20 protein-coding genes and 1 pseudogene are annotated in these 18,270 nt (G+C 57.8%); 5 read left to right on the forward strand and 16 right to left on the reverse strand.

From position 1 onward, the window contains the following. Nucleotides 1–90: 90 nt before the first annotated feature. The 4 genes from AB4P91_RS17925 to AB4P91_RS17940 form a co-directional block, all read right to left on the reverse strand. Nucleotides 91–1,116, reverse strand: coding sequence for a LacI family DNA-binding transcriptional regulator (locus AB4P91_RS17925; RefSeq protein WP_395603342.1), 1,026 nt, complete (start codon nt 1,114–1,116; stop codon nt 91–93). 163 nt (nt 1,117–1,279) lie between these two features. Next, a complete protein-coding gene (locus AB4P91_RS17930; RefSeq protein WP_150591971.1) occupies nt 1,280–1,921 on the reverse strand; it encodes a DUF1345 domain-containing protein in 642 nt (213 codons plus the stop codon). Nucleotides 1,922–2,097: 176 nt separating this feature from the next. After that, nucleotides 2,098–5,196 (reverse strand): multidrug efflux RND transporter permease subunit, encoded by a 3,099-nt coding sequence (locus tag AB4P91_RS17935; RefSeq protein WP_395603343.1) that lies wholly within the window; start codon nt 5,194–5,196, stop codon nt 2,098–2,100. A 15-nt stretch (nt 5,197–5,211) separates the two neighbouring features. Continuing rightward, the gene (locus AB4P91_RS17940; protein WP_395603344.1) at nt 5,212–6,369 is read right to left on the reverse strand and encodes an efflux RND transporter periplasmic adaptor subunit; all 1,158 of its coding nucleotides are present in this window, start codon (nt 6,367–6,369) and stop codon (nt 5,212–5,214) included. Between the two features lie 264 nt (nt 6,370–6,633). Here AB4P91_RS17940 and AB4P91_RS17945 point away from each other — a divergent pair, with 264 nt between their 5' ends. Then, on the forward strand, nt 6,634–7,335 hold the full coding sequence (locus AB4P91_RS17945) for a response regulator transcription factor (protein WP_150591968.1): 702 nt from the start codon (nt 6,634–6,636) through the stop codon (nt 7,333–7,335). A gap of 4 nt (nt 7,336–7,339) precedes the next feature. Then, a complete protein-coding gene (locus AB4P91_RS17950; RefSeq protein WP_150687234.1) occupies nt 7,340–8,641 on the forward strand; it encodes an ATP-binding protein in 1,302 nt (433 codons plus the stop codon). Between the two features lie 127 nt (nt 8,642–8,768). Here the strand turns inward: AB4P91_RS17950 and pncA are convergent, their stop codons facing one another. The 5 genes from pncA to AB4P91_RS17975 form a co-directional block, all read right to left on the reverse strand. Then, nucleotides 8,769–9,395, reverse strand: coding sequence for a bifunctional nicotinamidase/pyrazinamidase (pncA, locus tag AB4P91_RS17955; RefSeq protein ID WP_150591966.1), 627 nt, complete (start codon nt 9,393–9,395; stop codon nt 8,769–8,771). A gap of 49 nt (nt 9,396–9,444) precedes the next feature. Beyond that, the gene (locus AB4P91_RS17960) at nt 9,445–10,203 is read right to left on the reverse strand and encodes an anti-sigma factor family protein (RefSeq protein ID WP_395603345.1); all 759 of its coding nucleotides are present in this window, start codon (nt 10,201–10,203) and stop codon (nt 9,445–9,447) included. Further along, the gene (locus tag AB4P91_RS17965; RefSeq protein ID WP_395604975.1) at nt 10,203–10,652 is read right to left on the reverse strand and encodes a sigma-70 family RNA polymerase sigma factor; all 450 of its coding nucleotides are present in this window, start codon (nt 10,650–10,652) and stop codon (nt 10,203–10,205) included. Before AB4P91_RS17965 ends, AB4P91_RS17960 begins: the two co-directional genes overlap by 1 nt. Before the next feature lie 78 nt (nt 10,653–10,730). After that, a complete protein-coding gene (locus tag AB4P91_RS17970; protein ID WP_224787105.1) occupies nt 10,731–10,946 on the reverse strand; it encodes a hypothetical protein in 216 nt (71 codons plus the stop codon). Between the two features lie 248 nt (nt 10,947–11,194). Further along, entirely contained in the window at nt 11,195–11,530 is a 336-nt protein-coding gene (locus AB4P91_RS17975) for a DUF2834 domain-containing protein (RefSeq protein WP_150591963.1), read from the reverse strand. A 361-nt stretch (nt 11,531–11,891) separates the two neighbouring features. Here AB4P91_RS17975 and ilvA point away from each other — a divergent pair. Beyond that, nucleotides 11,892–12,875: pseudogene (ilvA, locus tag AB4P91_RS17980) on the forward strand (threonine ammonia-lyase, biosynthetic); the annotation flags it as partial. Nucleotides 12,876–12,905: 30 nt separating this feature from the next. On the opposite strand, the gene AB4P91_RS17985 reads toward ilvA, so the two are convergent. Together AB4P91_RS17985 and eco are read right to left on the reverse strand one after the other, a co-directional pair. After that, nucleotides 12,906–13,211, reverse strand: a complete 306-nt coding sequence (locus tag AB4P91_RS17985; RefSeq protein WP_150591961.1) for an NIPSNAP family protein — start codon at nt 13,209–13,211, stop codon at nt 12,906–12,908. A 21-nt stretch (nt 13,212–13,232) separates the two neighbouring features. Beyond that, nucleotides 13,233–13,718, reverse strand: coding sequence for a serine protease inhibitor ecotin (gene eco, locus AB4P91_RS17990; RefSeq protein ID WP_395603346.1), 486 nt, complete (start codon nt 13,716–13,718; stop codon nt 13,233–13,235). A gap of 371 nt (nt 13,719–14,089) precedes the next feature. On the opposite strand from eco, the gene AB4P91_RS17995 reads away from it, so the two are divergent. Beyond that, the gene (locus AB4P91_RS17995) at nt 14,090–14,359 is read left to right on the forward strand and encodes a DUF1652 domain-containing protein (RefSeq protein WP_150592572.1); all 270 of its coding nucleotides are present in this window, start codon (nt 14,090–14,092) and stop codon (nt 14,357–14,359) included. On the opposite strand, the gene AB4P91_RS18000 is transcribed toward AB4P91_RS17995, so the two are convergent. Together AB4P91_RS18000 and AB4P91_RS18005 are read right to left on the reverse strand one after the other, a co-directional pair. Beyond that, a complete protein-coding gene (locus tag AB4P91_RS18000) occupies nt 14,356–14,754 on the reverse strand; it encodes a hypothetical protein (RefSeq protein ID WP_042559310.1) in 399 nt (132 codons plus the stop codon). The genes AB4P91_RS17995 and AB4P91_RS18000 overlap by 4 nt on opposite strands. 89 nt (nt 14,755–14,843) lie before the next feature. Then, nucleotides 14,844–15,113: a DUF2790 domain-containing protein gene (locus AB4P91_RS18005; protein ID WP_150591959.1), complete on the reverse strand. Its 270-nt coding sequence runs from the start codon at nt 15,111–15,113 to the stop codon at nt 14,844–14,846. A gap of 494 nt (nt 15,114–15,607) precedes the next feature. Between AB4P91_RS18005 and AB4P91_RS18010 the strand changes: the two genes are divergently transcribed. Continuing rightward, the gene (locus AB4P91_RS18010) at nt 15,608–15,904 is read left to right on the forward strand and encodes a hypothetical protein (protein ID WP_150591958.1); all 297 of its coding nucleotides are present in this window, start codon (nt 15,608–15,610) and stop codon (nt 15,902–15,904) included. Nucleotides 15,905–16,540: 636 nt separating this feature from the next. Here the strand turns inward: AB4P91_RS18010 and AB4P91_RS18015 are convergent. The 3 genes from AB4P91_RS18015 to AB4P91_RS18025 form a co-directional block, all read right to left on the reverse strand. Beyond that, nucleotides 16,541–16,954: a DUF3304 domain-containing protein gene (locus AB4P91_RS18015; RefSeq protein WP_224795316.1), complete on the reverse strand. Its 414-nt coding sequence runs from the start codon at nt 16,952–16,954 to the stop codon at nt 16,541–16,543. 270 nt (nt 16,955–17,224) lie between these two features. Then, nucleotides 17,225–17,917: a tetratricopeptide repeat protein gene (locus AB4P91_RS18020; RefSeq protein ID WP_150591957.1), complete on the reverse strand. Its 693-nt coding sequence runs from the start codon at nt 17,915–17,917 to the stop codon at nt 17,225–17,227. Beyond that, nucleotides 17,918–18,196 (reverse strand): hypothetical protein, encoded by a 279-nt coding sequence (locus AB4P91_RS18025; RefSeq protein ID WP_150591956.1) that lies wholly within the window; start codon nt 18,194–18,196, stop codon nt 17,918–17,920. Between the last annotated feature and the right edge of the window lie 74 nt (nt 18,197–18,270).

The following is an 18,270-nucleotide window of genomic DNA, read 5'->3' on the forward strand; positions in this document are numbered from 1 at the left end:
GGCGTCATCGCTGGCAAGCCAGAGCCCACCGGTTTAGTGAGCGACACGGACATTGTGGGAGCTGGCTTGCCAGCGATGAGGCCCGATCAATCACTGCGAGACCCCCAGGGTGGAACCTCGCACAACCAACACTGGCGCGAAATCCACCACCCGCGCCGCCTCATCATCTCCACGCAAACGCTTGAGCAAACACTCGAACGCCCGCGCGCCAATCGCTTCTGTTGGCTGCGCAAGCGCAGTAATCCCGCTGCCCACCAGCGGATACCAATCCAGATCATCCAGGGCAATCAGCCCTATGTCCTCGAACAACCGCGAACCGATCTTGCGCAACGCATGAGTGGCGGCCAGCGCCGCCACGCCATTGGCACAAAACAGCGCTTTCGGGCCGAGATAAGGATTGTGTAAAAAGGTTTGAAGATGCGTCGCGAGATCGTCGCCGATTTCCACCACCGCCCCATTCAATGCAGAGCGCTGCTGTAGCTGCGCCTGAAAACTGCTGACGCGTTCGATCCGCGAACTGGTGCCGTCATAAGGTTCAGTCACCAACAACACGTCGCGATAACCACGTTGTTCCAAGTGGGCCAAGGCCATTTCCACTGCCTGCGGGTTGTTCAGCCCGATCATGTCGCTGTCGAGCCCGTCGACCTTGCGGTCCACCAGCACCAGCGGCATCTCGCGGCGCAGCTCGTGCAGCTCGTCACGGTGATGGCCGAGGGTGTTCACGATCAGCCCCTCGATGTTGTACGAGCGCAATAGCGCCAGATGCTGGCGCTCCTGCTCGTCATCGCGGTCGGTGTTGCACACCACCAGGCTGTAGCCGTGCGCACGGCAGGCGGTTTCCACCCCGTGCATCACGGCAATTGAATAAGGGTTGCGGATATCGGCCACCAGCATGCCGATCAGGCGTGTGCGCCCGCGCTTGAGGCCACGGGCCATCTGGTTTGGCCGATAGCCGAGTTCGTCGATAGCCTGCTCGATGCGCAAAGCGATTGCATCGGACAGCAGGACGCGGTCGTCGCCGATGAAACGCGAGACGCTGGCCTTGGATACGCTTGCGCGCTCGGCGACATCAAGCATGGTGACGCGGCTGCGCTGGGCGGCGGAGAAGTCGTTCACGGTCTGAAACCTTATTATTGGATTTATCAGGTTCAGTCGCTGGTGTAGCGCTGAAACCGGTTTCAGGAGACAACAGAATCCAATCGTCCGTCAAGTGAAGGATCGTCAGATAGTCGTCTGGTCCTGACGGGCGGCGTTGTAAATCAGGCCGCCCTTGTACCCGTCAGCCGAATAAGCCAGCGGCGATATTGATGGAGAATCCGAGAATTGCCGTGTTGAACACGAAACCGATCAACGACTGTGCAAGGACGATTTTGCGAATGTCACGCGTCGCCACGCCGACGTCGGCAGTTTGCACTGCGACGCCGATGGTGAAGGAGAAGTACAAGAAGTCCCAGTAGTTGGGCGTGGTCAGCCCTTCGGCGAAACGCAGCGCGGGTTCCTTGCCGTCCCAGGTGTAAAACAGGCGTGCATAGTGCACAGAGAAAATCACCCCGATCAGCAGCCACGAACCAATCACCGTCACGGCGGTGAAGCCGTAGTGCATCAGTTTGTGAGTGGTGTCCAGATCCTTGCTGCCGGCCAGTTCGAAGGTAATGGTGGCGAGACTCGCCAACGCGGCGATGCACACCACGAACAACACCAGGCCGGCATTTTCATCTTCGACTTCAGCAATGCGCCTCACGTCTGGGGCCTTGGAGCGCGCGGTCAGCCAGAGCATCAGGATCAGGTAAGTCCATACGCCGGCGTTCCAGCCGTAGAGGATTTTGCTGACGATGGAGTCGACGGGCGAAAGCAGACCGACGGCGAGGCCGAGCAGGGCGGCTGCGGAAAGGCGAGGGTGGGTGCGGGCGAGCAAGCGCATGGGGACTCAATGGGCCAAGGTGGTGTAGACACCTTAGCCCAGCGCTGGCCGCTTTGGCGACACGGAGGGGCTTAAGAAAGAACCTGTGGGAGCTGGCTTGTCAGCGATAGCGTCAGGACAGGCAACATCCATTTGTCCGTAGTGCCGCCATCGCTGGCAAGCCAGCTCCCACCGTGTCAGGAACGTTTGCTGAATCTTTTTACCAGTTTCATGACCACGACGAAGAACACTGGAACGAAGATCACTGCCAACGTTGCGGTGATCATCCCGCCGATCACCCCTGTACCGATCGCTTGCTGGCTCGCCGAACTGGCGCCGGTGGCAATCGCCAAGGGCACCACGCCGAGGATAAACGCCAGCGACGTCATCACGATCGGACGCAGGCGCAGGCGCGCGGCTTGCAATGTTGCGTCGATCAGGTCGTGACCTTCGTCGTACAGGCTCTTGGCAAACTCGATGATCAGGATCGCGTTCTTCGCCGACAGACCGATGATGGTGATCAACCCGACCTTGAAGAACACGTCGTTGGGCATTCCGCGCAACGTCACTGCCAGCACCGCACCGAGTACCCCCAACGGCACCACCAGCAACACCGAGGTCGGAATCGACCAGCTCTCATACAGCGCCGCCAGACACAGGAACACGATCAGCAGCGACAGGCCGAGCAGAATCGGCGCCTGACTGCCGGACAAGCGCTCTTGCAACGACAGGCCGGTCCATTCTTGTCCCAGACCCTTCGGCCCCTGCGCGACAAGGCGTTCAATCTCGGCCATGGCTTCGCCGGTGCTGTGGCCGGGTGACGGTTCGCCGGAGATCGCAATCGCCGGATAACCGTTATAGCGGGTCAGTTGCGCCGGCCCTTGAATCCAGTTGGCCTGGACGAATGCCGACAGCGGAACCATTTTTCCGGCATTGTTGCGCACGTGCATTTTCAGCAGATCATCGACCTGGCTGCGTTGATCGCCTTCAGCCTGCACCACCACGCGCTGCATACGTCCCTGATTGGGGAAATCATTGATATAGGCAGAGCCCACGGCGGTGGATAGCACGTTGCCGATGTCGGCGAACGACACCCCCAAGGCATTGGCTTGCTTGCGATCCACTTCGAGTTGCACTTGCGGCGCCTCGGCCAGTGCGCTTTCACGCACATTCATCAGGACCGGACTTTCCTCCGCGGCTGCCAGCAGTTCCGTGCGCGCTTGCATTAACGTTGCATGACCGAGGCCTCCGCGATCCTGCAAACGGAACTCGAAACCGCTGGACGTGCCGAGACCGTCCACGGGCGGCGGCAGAACCGAGAACGCCATGGCGTCCTTGATCTGGCTCAGGGCGATGTTGGCGCGGTCGGCAATCGAACTGGCCGAATCTTCGCTGTCGCGCTGCGACCAATCCTTGAGTGTCGAGAACGCCAATGCCGCGTTCTGTCCGCTACCGGAGAAGCTGAAACCGAGAATCACCACGCTGTCGCTGATCCCAGGCTCACCGGCGTTATGCGCTTCTAGCTGCTCGGCCACTTGCACCGTGCGGTTCTTGGTTGCGCCGGGCGGCAGTTGGATATCGGTAATGGTGTAACCCTGATCCTCGACCGGCAGGAACGAGGAGGGCAGACGCATGAAGCAAATCCCCAGGCCCACCAACAACACGCCATAGATCAGCAGGTATCGCCCGGTGCGTTTCAGCGCATAACCGACCCAGCCCTGATAACGCTCGGTCAGTTGCTCGAAGCGGCGGTTGAACCAACCGAAGAATCCGGACTTCTCGTGTTGCTCGCCCTTGGCGATTGGCTTGAGCAGTGTCGCGCACAGCGCTGGCGTCAAGGTCAGGGCGAGGAATGCGGAGAACAGAATGGACGTCGCCATCGACAGCGAAAACTGCTGATAGATCACCCCGACCGAACCCTGCATGAACGCCATCGGGATGAATACCGCCACCAGCACCAGAGTGATGCCGATGATCGCCCCGGTGATCTGCGTCATCGCTTTGCGCGTAGCCTCCTTGGGCGACAGACCCTCGGTGGCCATGATCCGTTCGACGTTTTCCACCACGACGATGGCGTCGTCCACCAGAATGCCAATGGCCAACACCATGCCGAACATGGTCAGCACGTTGATCGAGAAGCCCAGCGCCAGCATGGTTGCAAACGTGCCCATCAGCGCCACCGGCACCACCAGTGTCGGGATCAGCGTGTAGCGCACGTTTTGCAAAAACAGGAACATCACCGCAAACACCAGCAGCATTGCCTCGCCGAGGGTGTAGATCACTTTGGTGATCGAGACTTTGACGAAGGGCGAAGTGTCGTACGGGATCTTGTATTCCACGCCGGCCGGGAAGTAGCGCGCCAGCTCATCCATCTTCGCCCGCACCAGCGTTGCCGTGCTCAGCGCGTTGGCGCCCGGCGACAATTGCACGCCGACAGCGGTAGACGGCTTGCCGTTGAGGCGTGTGCCGAACTGATAGTCCTGACTGCCGATCTCGACCCGCGCCACATCAGCGATACGCACGGTGGAACCGTCCGGGTTGGCCTTGAGCACGATGTCGGCGAACTCCTGCGGCGTCGACAACTGGCCTTTGACCAAAATTGTTGCAGTGATTTCCTGCGTTGACGGGCCGGGCAAGTCACCGATGCTGCCCGCCGACACCTGAGCGTTCTGCGCCACAATGGCGGCGTTGACGTCAGCCGGGGTCAGGTTGAAACCGATGAGTTTCTGCGGGTCGATCCAGATACGCATGGCCCGCTCGGCACCGTACAACTGAGCCTTGCCGACGCCGTCCAGACGCTTGATTTCGTTCATCACGTTGCGCGCCAGATAGTCACTGAGCGCAACGTCATCGAGCTTGCCGTCATTGGACGTCAGGCTGATCAGCAAGAGGAAACCCGAGGAGACTTTCTCCACCTGCAAACCCTGCTGGTTCACGGCTTGCGGCAAGCGCGACTCGACCACTTTCAGGCGGTTTTGCACATCGACCTGCGCCAGTTCCGGGTTGGTGCCCGGCTGGAAAGTCGCTTTGATCGTGGCGCTGCCCAGGCTGCTTTGCGATTCGAAGTAAAGCAGGTGATCCGCGCCGTTCAGCTCCTCCTCGATCAGACTGACCACGCTTTCATCGACGGTTTGCGCCGAGGCGCCGGGGTACACGGCGTAGATTTCGATCTGTGGCGGCGCGACGTCGGGGTATTGCGCCACCGGCAATTGCGGGATGGCCAGGGCACCGGCCAACAGAATGAACAAGGCGACCACCCAGGCAAATACGGGGCGATCGATAAAGAACTGCGGCATATAAAAGCGTCCTGCTTACTGACCAGAGGTCTGGGCAAGTGGAAGAGGGGTGTCGTCAATCTGCACCTTGTCGCCGGGGCGGGCGTGCTGCAGGCCTTCAATAACGATGCGATCGCCCGGCTTGAGGCCACCGGTGACGATCCAGCGATTGTTTTGCACGGCGCCCAGTTGCACCGTTTGCTCGGCTACACGCATTTGCTCATCGACGGTCAACACTTGCGCGATCCCGGCGCTGTCACGTTGCACGGCGCGTTGCGGCACGGTGATGCCGTTCTGGATAGTCGCCTGTTGCAGGCGCACGCGAATGAAGCTTCCGGGCAGGAGGTCGAGATCGGGATTGGGGAACTCGCTGCGCAAAATGATCTGGCCGGTGCCCGGGTCGACGGTGATGTCGCTGAACAGTAGTTTGCCCGGCAACGGATACAGGCTGCCGTCATCCTGAATCAGGGTCGCTTTGACCTGATCCTGACCGACTTCCTGCAATTGTCCGGAGCGGAATGCCCGGCGCAGTTCGTTGAGCTCGCGGGTCGACTGGGTCAGGTCGGCGTAGATCGGATTGAGTTGCTGAATCAGCGCCAGTGGCGTGGTTTCGTTCTGCCCGACCAGCGCGCCTTCGGTGACCAGCGCGCGGCCGATACGACCGGAAATCGGCGCGGTGACGGTGGCGTAACCCAGGTTCAATCTGGCCCGTTCCACCGCAGCCTTGTTGCCGGCGACGTCAGCGGCCGTTTGCCGGGTATTGGCGCGGGCGTTGTCATAATCCTGAGCGCTGATGGCTTTGTCGTCGATCAACTGGGCGTAGCGTTGTTCCTGCAGCCTCGCCTGAAACGCATTGGCCTCGGCCTTGCGCAACGCCGCTTCGGCGCTGTCCAGGTCAGCCTTGAACGGCGCCGGGTCGATGCGGAACAGCACATCGCCTTTCTTCACGTCGCTGCCTTCGCGAAAGTTACGTTGCAGTACGACGCCGGGCACACGGGCACGGACTTCGGCAATTCGCGGTGCAGCGATCCGGCCGCTGAGTTCGCTGCTGATCGACAGTGGGCGCGCTTCGATGGTTTCGATGCGCACGGTTGCTGGCGGTGCCTGCTCTTCGGCCTTCGAAGAAGAGTCACAGGCGCTCAGCGTCAGCGCCACGGCGATCAGGCCGAGCCCGGCCAGCAGTTTGTTCGACATTTACCACCCCCAATATTGATGTCCGCATCCTACGGGCAGTTGGCGAGAGTAGCGGTGAAGCTTTGTAGGCGCTGTGTGAAATTGTGTAAGGGTTTTACTCAGGGACGGGTGAGGGCGTATATCCTTAAGCCATTGAAATTTATTGCGACATATAAAGCATTCGCGAGCAGGCTCGCTCCCACACTTGGACTGCATTCACTTGTGGGAGCGAGCCTGCTCGCGAATGCGGTTGCTCGGTCGCCACAGCACTTTCCTGGATCACCCATGCCCAACATCCTCCTGGTCGAAGACGACACCGCCCTCGCCGAACTGATTTCCAGCTACCTGGAACGCAATGGTTATTCCGTCAGCGTCATTGGTCGGGGCGACCATGTGCGTGAACGGGCGCGGGTCAGTCCACCGGATCTGGTTATCCTTGATCTGATGCTGCCGGGGCTCGACGGGCTGCAAGTCTGCCGTCTGCTGCGAGCCGATTCGGCGACGCTGCCGATCCTGATGCTCACTGCCCGTGATGACAGCCACGACCAGGTGCTCGGCCTGGAAATGGGCGCCGACGACTACGTCACCAAACCTTGCGAACCGCGTGTATTGCTGGCGCGGGTGCGGACCCTGTTAAGGCGCAGCAGTCTCGGGGAGCCGTTGACGGCCAACGACCGCATCATCATGGGCAATCTGTGTATCGACTTGTCCGAACGCACCGTGACCTGGCGCGATCAGCCGGTGGAACTGTCCAGCGGTGAATACAACTTGCTGGTGGTGCTGGCCCGACACGCTGGCGAAGTGCTCAGCCGCGACCAGATTCTGCAACGCCTGCGCGGCATAGAGTTCAACGGCACCGACCGCTCGGTGGATGTGGCGATTTCCAAGTTGCGGCGCAAGTTCGACGACAACGCCGGTGAGGCGCGCAAGATCAAGACCGTGTGGGGCAAGGGTTATCTGTTCAGCCGTTCCGAGTGGGAATGCTGAGCTGATGTTCCGCATCCTGTTCCGTCTGTATCTGGTGACGATTGTGTCGTACAGCGCCGCCATCTATCTGGTGCCAGACCTGGTGGTCATGGCCTTCCGGGATCGCTTCGTCACCTACAACCTGGATTATTCCCGTGGTCTGCAATCGCTGATCGCCAAGCAGTTCCGGGCGGTGCCGCAAGATCAATGGCCGGCGCTGGCGGCGTCGATGGACAAGGACTTCCAGCCGTTGCACATCGTGCTGGCGCGTATCGATGACGCTGAATTTACCGACATTGAGCGTGAACGGCTGCGGCGCGGCGAGAACGTGGTGCGCATTGGTGACTGGGGCTGGCGCACCCTCGCGGTAGCACCGCTGGACGACAGCATGGCGGTGCAAATGATCGTGCCGCCGGATCCGATGGACGTCGATCTGTTGTACTGGAGCATTAACGTATTGATCGGCGCGACGCTGCTTGCGTGTCTGTTGATGTGGCTGCGCCCGCACTGGCGCGATCTCGAACGCCTCAAAGGCACCGCCGAACGTTTCGGCAAGGGCCATTTGAGCGAGCGCACGAAAATCGCTCCAAGCTCTAACATCGGCAGCCTGGCGGTGGTGTTCGACACCATGGCCGGCGACATCGAGAACCTGCTTAATCAGCAGCGTGACCTCCTCAATGCGGTGTCCCACGAATTGCGTACGCCGTTGACGCGCCTGGATTTCGGCTTGGCACTGGCACTCTCCGACGACCTGCCAGCGGCTAGCCGCGAACGCTTGCAGGGGTTGGTCGCGCACATTCGTGAGCTGGATGAGTTGGTGCTGGAATTGCTGTCTTACAGTCGTTTGCAAAATCCGGCGCATTCACCGGAACAGGTCGAAGTCTCGCTCGATGAGTTCATCGACAGCATCCTGGGCAGCGTCGATGAAGAGCTGGAGTCGCCGGAAATCGTCATCGACGTGCTGTTGCACGGTCAGCTCGAACGTTTTTCGCTCGACCCGCGGTTGACCGCCCGAGCGATTCAGAACCTGGTGCGCAATGCCATGCGCTACTGCGAGAAACGCATTCAGATCGGCGTACAGGTTAACGCCGAGGGTTGCGAGATCTGGGTGGATGACGACGGCATCGGTATTCCCGACGATGAGCGCGAACGGATTTTCGAGCCGTTCTATCGACTGGATCGCAGCCGGGATCGTGCCACGGGCGGGTTTGGGTTGGGACTGGCAATTAGTCGCAGGGCCCTGGAAGCTCAAGGCGGGACGTTGACGGTCGAGTCTTCGCCATTGGGTGGGGCGCGATTCCGTTTGTGGTTACCAACAGCCGCCTGAAACTCACACGTCGGGAGATATCCCTGTGGGAGCGAGCCTGCTCGCGAATGCGTCGTGTCAGTCAACTCGTAAGTTGTTGATACACCGCCATCGCGAGCAGGCTCACTCCTAATGGGTGCTGCGTTGTTCAGATCAGCTCGGTCGATTGAATCAATCCAACGCCAGCGCCCTGCATCCTGTCAATCGCGGCCGCCAGCGATCCATTCATGTCGATCGCCCGGCAAGCATCCAGCACGACAAACGCATTGAACCCCGCCGCCCGAGCGTCCAGCGCCGAGTACATAACGCAGAAATCCAGCGCCAGGCCGACCATGTAAACCGTGTCTATGCCGCGCTCTTTCAGATAACCGGACAGCCCTGTGGTCGTGCGACGGTCTGCCTCCAGAAACGCCGAATAACTGTCGATGTCAGGATTGCAGCCCTTGCGAATGATCAATTGGGCGTGGGGCAGGTCGAGTTCCGGGTGGAGCTCGGCGCCGGGTGTGGCTTGCACACAATGCTCGGGCCACAGGGTTTGCTCGCCGTAAGGCAACTGGATGACATCGTAAGGTGGGTGGCCGGGGTGACTGGACGCGAAAGACGCATGACCGATTGGATGCCAGTCCTGGGCAATAACGACCTGTTTGAACTGGCGGGCGAGGCGGTTGATCAGCGGCACAATATGATCGCCTTCAGGCACCGGCAATTGGCCGCCGGGAATGAAGTCGTTCTGAACGTCGATCACCAGTAAAGCAGCACGAGACGAAATGGGCATCGGTGAATCATCCTCGGAAAATCACTCGCTCAGCATAGAGCAGTCTGGGTCATGCACTTATGCGGCTTTTCAACAATTTTGCCTTGTCTGCCAGTGCTGGCGGGGCGTCATGGCCGATCAGCATCCAGGCATGCTCGCGCTCGGTCCAATACACCACATTCATACCATGCCGACTTTCATGCTCCAGCGGCCGGCTGCCGCTGTTCGAGCGGGTGACGCACAGCGCCAATGGCCCGTGCCTGGCATCCAGATAAACGATCTGCGCAATCGGCACGCCGTCATATTCAAGCATCTGTGCGCGTTTGAATTCGGCGCCCGGCAGTTTCAACACGGCAGGCGAAAGATTCAGGCCCATTCGCGCATCGACCGTGCGCAACTGCGCACGTTGTGTGGCTTGGTCAGCAGGCAAGTAGTCGAGGGTATGCGGCCCATACAGCGCCATATAGTCGCCGATCAAGCCTCGCCACTCATGCGTTTGCCGCGCCTGCCAGCCGAGAAACAAGCGGTCGGCGAGTACGCCGCCGGCCACCAGTGTTGCGGCGGCAGCACCGATAAACCAGCGCCGACTCAGTCTCGGGGCTTCTGGCGAAGGGATGGCATCCAGTCGCGCTTGCAGGCGATCGAGCGGTGCCTGTTGCGCCAGTTCATCGTAAGCGTTTCTGTACGGCAGGCTGCTGCGATTCAGCCACTGCACGCGCAGGTTCAGCAGCGGATCATCGGCGATGGCCGCGTCGAGTTGGCGGCGATAATCCTCGGCGATTTCGCCGTCCAGATACGCCACCAGTTGCTCATCCGAAGGTGTGTTCATTAGCGATCCCCTTCGGTGGTTTTTGGGACCGCTTGCAGCGGCGGGTATTCGGCGAGTTTCAGGCGCGCGGTGGCCAGACGACTCATCACCGTAGCGATCGGTACTTGCAGGATCTCGGCGACCTCGCGATACGACAGGCCCTCGACATAGGCCAGATACACCGTTTCGCGCTGGGTTTCGGGCAGCGCACCGACGCGGCGGATCACCTGCGCCGCCATGACGTGTGTTTGCGCCACGTATTCGCCGTCGGGCGTTAGTTGCCCATCGGCCTGTCCACCACCCTGAGGCACGCGGCGAGCGCGTACTTCATTGAGCCAGATCGAATGCACAATGCTCAGCAACCAGAGATCCATGCGCGTCCCCGCGACGTATTGCGCAGAACGCTCCAGCGCACGCACACACGTTGTCTGCACGAGGTCCTCGGCCACATGCCGATTGCGCGACAGCAGCAGACCGTAGCGCCACAGTCGTGCGAGCTGCTGAGCCAGCTCTGCTCTGAATGCCTGATCGCTGATGATGGACTCCGTTTATGGGTGTTCAGGTGCTTGATGAATCGATGTCAGTGCGTGGGCACCGCTGGTAAGCAGCACGCATTTCTGGGTCTTGCTGTCCCAGACCTGGCCTTTTGGACACTCGGGTTTCTGCACGGGGTTCTTTTCATCGCCACTGGCCATGAGCATTGGGCTGGACAGGGCGGCGGCCAGTAGCCACGGGGCGGCGAACATAACGGATCGGATAGTCATGGGCAAGGCTCCACGAAGGGACATGTCTGTGTTTGAAAAAGCACAGAGCGACATTTTATTCATTACATAGACAGTGACTGTTCAGGGTGGCGTTAAATTCAAGCGCTTTGCTCGTGAGCGTTCACCGTTGATCCAAAGCTTTACCGCCCACCCCTACAGGGGTCACATTAAAAAATGGATATAACGCGGAACCCTGTGGGAGCGAGCTTGCTCGCGAAGGCTGATTCACCAGCACCGAAAAATCGCGATCAGCTCAACTGAGGCGTATCTACAACCTTAAGGCGCTCCCGAACCCCACGAACCACCAGATACAACAATGGCCCGATCGACACAAAAACCGCTGTCAGCAACAAATAAGGCACCACCGACCAAACCGTCTGCCCACGCGAGCGGGCATCCCTGACCATCCAGACCCCGGCCAGCGTCGCCAGCAGATACAGATCAATCACCACCTGCGCGGTATCTGGCCGCGACATCAGGCTGATGCCGAAATCGATCAACGACTGCTCGGCCTGGAGCATCACCGAAACGGTGTAGCCGGTAAATGCGAGCAATGCGGTGAGGGGCAGGGCGATAGACATCATGCGTTCATTCCTTGAAGTGATGAGCAGAACCGCCAGCCTATCGTTTGCGCCTGAAATTGGCCATTGACTTGCCAGCAGCGCTCGGGCTAATTTTCAGGCCATGACTTCCACTGTGTTGCGCTGCCAGCCAAGCATTATTACCGCCATTCCTCATTTGGCGGGCTAGCTCACGACTGCAGCACCCAACCCGCCCTAGAGGCGGGTTTTCACTTTCTGTCTCCCGGGTTTTAACCACGAACACCGACCCCTGTAGGAGCTGCGGCACGCTGCGAGCTTTTGACTTTGGTTTATAGAATCAAAGACAAGATCAAAAGATCGCAGCCTTCGGCAGTTCCTACAGGGTGGGGTGAGTCAGGAGACGATGATGAACGACCAGCAAGCCCTGCTTGAGCACTACGTAAAAAAGATCCTTGCCGCGCCGGTGTATGACATTGCTGTGCGCACGCCATTGCAGGCCGCGCCGGCATTGTCCGAAGCGCTCGGCAATCGCATCCTGCTCAAGCGCGAAGACCTGCAACCCACGTTCTCCTTCAAGATCCGCGGTGCCTACAACAAGTTGGTGCAACTGAGCGACGAGCAGAAGGCACGTGGCGTGATCACCGCATCGGCCGGCAATCATGCGCAAGGTGTGGCATTGGCAGCGCGTGAACTGGGCATTGCGGCGACCATCGTCATGCCATCGACTACGCCCGAACTCAAAGTACTGGGCGTGCGAAGTCGCGGTGCTGAAGCGCTCCTGCACGGCGAGAGCTTCCCTTTTGCCCTGGCCCATGCGCTGCAAATGTCCGAGCAGTCAGGCCGCACCTTCGTTTCACCCTTCGATGACCCGGACGTCATCGCCGGTCAAGGTACGGTTGCGATGGAAATCCTTCGTCAGCACCAAGGCGCATTGGACGCGATTTTCATCCCGGTAGGCGGGGGCGGTTTGATCGCCGGCATAGCGGCTTACGTCAAATACCTTCGCCCGGAAGTGCGCATCATCGGTGTCGAGTCAGAGCACTCGGCGTGCCTGAAAGCTGCGCTGCACGCGGGGCAACGGGTTGTTTTACCCAGCGTCGGCACCTTCGCCGACGGCGTGGCCGTGGCGCAGATCGGCGAGTACGGGTTTGAAGTGTGTCGATTTTGCGTAGATGAAGTCATTACCGTCAGCAACGACGAACTCTGCGCGGCGATCAAGAACATTTACGACGATACCCGCTCGATCACCGAACCTTCCGGCGCGTTGGCGGTGGCGGGGATCAAGCAATACGTAGCGAGAAGTGGTGTGCGCGAGCAGACCTTCGTGGCAATCGACTCGGGCGCCAACATCAACTTCGACAGCCTGCGCCATGTAGCCGAGCGCGCCGCTGCATGCGGCGCCCCGGCGTGATGGCGATCAGGGCAGCAACGGGCGCAGGAAGCTGCGCTCGTAGCTGATGATGAATTTCTTCTCGACCAGTGATTCCACCAGCGCGGTGCTCTCCGGGTCGGTCATCGCGATATGCCGGTAGCTTTCGTAATCCGCCAGCGACGGAAAACTGAACAGGCAGTAGGCGATATTGCTCGCACCCTCGGACGGCAAAAAGTAGCCGTGATGGGTGCCGCCCAGTCGCTCGACAATGCCGAGCCAGGCCTTGGCATACGCCTCAAACTCGGTCAATTGATAAGGGTCGATCACGTATCTGACGTGGCAGGTAATCACCGATGACGCTCCTTGCTCATGTTATTCCTGAAGGGCAGTGCCGACTTTGTCCGAGGCGGACCAGATGCGATAACGCACTTCGACGCCCGTCGGCGCGTAGACCACCACTGGCAGCTTGCTGTTGTAGCGCAGCATGAAGCCGTCGCCGACGACAGGCACGAATGCCCGTTTTTTCTGCGAGCCGGGTGGGCAGGCCATCATTGTGCTCATCGGGCCGATCACTGTTTCCAGTCGGTAGAACGGGTAACCCCAGCCTTCGAGGTTCTTCTCGTCCAGCATCCCGCCGAGGCGTTGAAGATTGCAGTCCACTTCAAGGGTTTTGCCCGCGAGAATCTCGACCTGGAAATTCTCTTCCTTGTCCTGCTTTGGCAAATGAATGACCTGACGGGTGAAACCGCTCTCCGCCTTGGGATACGGCGCGACGTCTTCCAGTTTGGCCGCGTGGGCGAGGCTGGACAGGCTGGCGATTATCAGGCCGACGGTCGCGTAAGCTGGGAAAGAACCCATAAAAGCCTCCTTGCAGGTGTAGTGTGGTTGAGCGCCATTCTTACCGTCACCGGCGCTGAATGCAAACCGCCGCCGACATGCAATTTGCAGTGCCTCAATGGGCGATTCATGCAATTTGCAACTGGCTTAATGCTGGCCCTGTCGGCAAGTGCTTGATTTCACGAGGGTCAAAACGATCCGATGAGAGGCATGCTTTATGCGTCTGTCTGGTGCAGCGCACCGGCTTCGGGCGCCTACACTCCAAGAGGCATTTCGCCGTACCACCGTTTGCTACACCCAAGGAATCAGCGGGGACACACCCGTGCAGGGGCAGCAAAAACGGTCAACGTGAAGAGTTGATTGGCAGTCTCAGTTATAAGGAGAGCTTCACCATGTTTCTTTCTGCCTTGGAACTACGCAACATCATTGAAAGCAGCTTTCTGCCTAAACGTTGCCAATGCACGCTGTCGCCGGACTTGTCGATGACCGTCAAGGTTTTCGGCGATCACAAGACCGATCAGGTCGATCTGTTCGTTAGTGACATCGATGCCAGTCACCTCAATGGCTGTCGTGAAATCAATGACCTGATCGCCGGGCTGCGTTCGGAACTTGCGCGAAAAGCATTGCCGCAACATTACAGCCCACGATCCAGAGCCATTTAACGCACCGTTTCGCCCAGTTCGACCGTCACGCGCCGGGCCTGCAAAAATCCAAGGCCCAGCGCGAACTCGACCAGCACCGCGAGCAGAATCCCGGGGCCGGCGTGGCCGTTCAGCCATTCAGCAAAACCCAGCACTGCCAAACCAAAACACCCAACGATAAACCCGTTGCTCAGCGCATTACGCCCAAGCGACGGCGGTGCCTTGCGCGCCAGATAAAACATCACTCCCAACGCCGCGAACAACACCGCACTGCGCCGCGCAACAAAACCTGCGACCCCGGAAGACTCGATGCTCCAGATGGCCAACAACATATCCGGCAAAAATCCCCAGACGATCGCCAGTAGAAAACACAACAAAGACGTGAAGCTCGACAACGTGCGAAACGACAACTGCATGGCGAATCCTTGCGGCAGTGAGGCGGGCCCCGAGCATAACCCCGCGAGCCCGCCAAACCTACCGCAATGGCACAAATCAGACTTTTCTGTCAGTTCTGATAACTGCACGCGTCAGACAATTTCCGGTAGCTTATTTCCTGAGGCTGCCCGTTGTTATTGATGTACTTCATGTTGGCAGTGATCACCTTGCAATCCATCGTTGGCGGCTCGGTGAGCGACACCACTTTCGCCACATGCAGCGGCATACCGTAATGATAGGGAACGGCGTTGGACGAGGTGGACGTGTCATTGGCCTGGGCCAGCCCGGCGAACGCGGTAGAGGCGAGGGCGGTGGTGAGCAGTAACGTGCGAATGTTCATGGTGCGACTCCCGTACGACGGATGAGAGTTCGGCGCAATGTAGCCGAACCTGCCGCACTGGGCGTCAGCGAAGGGCTGAGGGCGTGCGGTTCAGTAGAGTTTTTGACCACGGCGTTAAGCGATGGTTAACCGAGTTGAATGCCGGCTGTCAGGGAGCGGGGCGATTTCCGCGGGAGGGAGTGCGGATTCCTACAAGGACAGATGCCTTGTCTGCTTTCGGCGGCTGGAGTGGGGCGGGTATGGTTCGGTGTCGCTGCAAAATCAGCGATTCGGGTTTGGTCACCTGATAACTTCCCCCATTGCAGATGTGCCATCATTTGCGCTGCGGACATCTATGTCCTCGCGGTGCATTGCTGTGGCGGCTGTGTGCAGGACGCCTTCGGGCGAGCTGAGTTTGGGGTTGTTCTCGGTTGACCAAGCCTGCATACAGTCCGCCTCCCACTGTTTGGTCACGGTGCTGGCGGTTACTATCGCCCCAGTCTGAGTAACCACATATGCCAATAATTAAACCGCTGCAAAACCGCTACCTCGCCCTCAACAGCAACGTTACCGAAAGCCCAACGCTGCTCATCGACACCGAAGCCAACCCCAAAGACATCCTCGAAGCCGCCGTCCAGCGCGTCCGCGCCTCGGCCGACCTCCTCGAAACCCTGCATTGCCTCTGCTTCAAACACGCGGATGTTCAAGACATTCCGCACATTACGCATGCGTTGTACCTGCTGATTCAGGACGGCAATGATTTGCTGCAGGTTGCGCAGCAGCAGATGTTGAATTGGAAGGCGCCGGTATAAAGGCTGGTTGCACGCTCTAGCATTCACGGGCGGAAGCGCTTTCTGCCCGTGCTTACGCTCGTATCTTTTCGATGAGTTAAAGGTCAGGCTCTTTGATAGGAAAAGGATCAAACGGGCTGATCAAGTCAGGGGCCCATTTCAGCTCGACAATGTTTCCCGGCAAAAACCGAACATGCAGAAATTGATCTCCGCGTTCTCGGCGAGGTCACGGCAAAGTGACCTCATGGTTTTCTTTCTTTACGCCTTGCCTTAACTGTTCGCCTGTCCGACTGAGTATCCAAGAGACGCGAATGGTTTCCCCCTCGATACGTTGGCAGCACATGGTCCCGCCTCCGCCCATTGCAGCCAAGTTCCCGCCCCCAAAATCATTTATCCAGAAACTGAAAATTGGGCGGTCCGTGTAGTTTGCAGACGTCAGCATGGCGCCGGGCGTACGGAGTAGGGCGAGGATCTTGGGGGTGGCGTAGCAAAGCAGCAACGCCAGTACACTCAGCGCTATTTGTCTCCGTCGCCATGTTCGCTTTCGGCGTGCGTCCGCAGCAATGTCTATCAAATGCATAAAGTCCAAAGGCTGAAGATTACATTCTGGTTTTGCGCCTAGAATGTGTGTTTCTCACCGACTGTAAAAACGCTAAATCATAGGCCACTTTCATCGAGTTCAGGTTCAAATGGGCTGTCCAGAGTTGGACTCCATTTCAGCTCGACAATATTTCCGGGTAGGAAGCGCACATGCAGATAACGATCGGTGCGTTTTTGTTGAGGTAGAGGTAACACCGCTTCATGCTCTTCTTGCCTCATTCCTTTGTCGAACTGATCTTCTGTCAGGCTTACGATCCACGAAGCACGAACCGTTTTTCCCTCAACTCTTTGGCAGCAGGTCACTCCACCACTCCCCATTGCAGCGAGATTTCCACCCCAAAAATCATTTATCCAGAAACTGAAAATTGGACGATCTGTGTAATTTTCCGAAGTCAGCATGGCGCCGGGCGTACGGAGTAGGGCGAGGATCTTGGGGGTGGCGTAGTAGAGCAGCAACGCCAGTACACTCAACGCTATTTGTCTCCGTCGCCATGTTCGTTTTCGACGTGCGTCCGCAGCAATGTCTATCAAGTGTTAAAGTCCAAAAGGTGAAGATTACATTCCGGTTTTTACTTGCCTAGTTTCTCTGGAAAGAAAGCGGCGGATGAGTATCTTTCCATTGTTTCGCCACGGCTATTGAGCTTTCGATCTGTTCAGGAGTCATTTGTGAAGTCGCCGAACTGATTCCAGTATAGTTTGAAATTACCATTGCTAAAATTAAACTAAATACTCGCGCTGTAGTTAATAGCCTAGCTTGTCAGGAAAAAATGAGAGCGGTGGGTGGTCGGCCTTCCATGTATTTGCGAGCTTCTTTGCATTTACTATCTGCTCTTTTGATATGTTTTTTTCAACTTCTGGTAGTACGTCCTTTACATTGTTTATGACATTTCCACCGCCATCAAGCTCTAACAGGTTTGTTAGCAATGCATATGATTTTACTGGGTCTGACAAGAATCCGTATTTTGGCACGGCTTCGCCGATGTAAGACGCATAGCCAAAAACTCCTGATACATAGCTAGAAGCAGCAGCTTTTTCATTCCAGATTCTGAAAGACGATAAATCGTTTTTTTTCATTCTGGCTGCTGCAAACCCCATCATGGCTGGAGGATAGCCATTTTCTGCAGATGCTTTCATCCACTTTTCAATTGCATCTGACCTTCGAGACGGCAGAAGGAATACTCCCTCGCCTTCTTGATACTTAGTGGCTAAACGAAACTGCGCCAAAGCGAACCCACTTTCTGCAGATTTCTCTAGCCAATCATCATTACCTGTTATTTCCCAGAACAGGTACATCGACTCAGCGTTACCCTGGGATGCCTGTTCAGTTGCAAGCTCTTTAGCTTTATTTATCCACTCCTCGGGCGATTGCTGAGCAGGAGCACAATTTTTCATGGTTACGCACAAGTCTTCATCGACTCCTCCAAGTCGAATCATCTAATAGATATTGCCTTTTTTTGCAGACTCTTCGTAGGCTTTTTGCGCCTCGCGAGTCATGTGACGGTTGTGTTTCCTTATTGACTCTCCTAAGTAGTAAAGAGCGTTGTCGTCACCGCCATCGGCTGCGAATTTCAGGAAAGCAATTGCGGAAATTGCCTTGTATTGATTATAGAGTTCGATGCCTTTGATTTTTGCCTGAGTTTGTTCGTCTGTGAGAGCGAGTGACTGGGTAGTCGTAATCGCTAACAGAATTGGCGCAATGTACATTAGTTCCATTACTGTTTTTCCAGATCAGCATTAAGGGGTAACTACTTTATTGAGTTCGGGGTGCGCTAGAATAAAAACTAACG

Source organism: Pseudomonas sp. B21128, from assembly GCF_044218865.1.
Taxonomy (GTDB): Bacteria; Pseudomonadota; Gammaproteobacteria; order Pseudomonadales; family Pseudomonadaceae; genus Aquipseudomonas; species Aquipseudomonas iridis.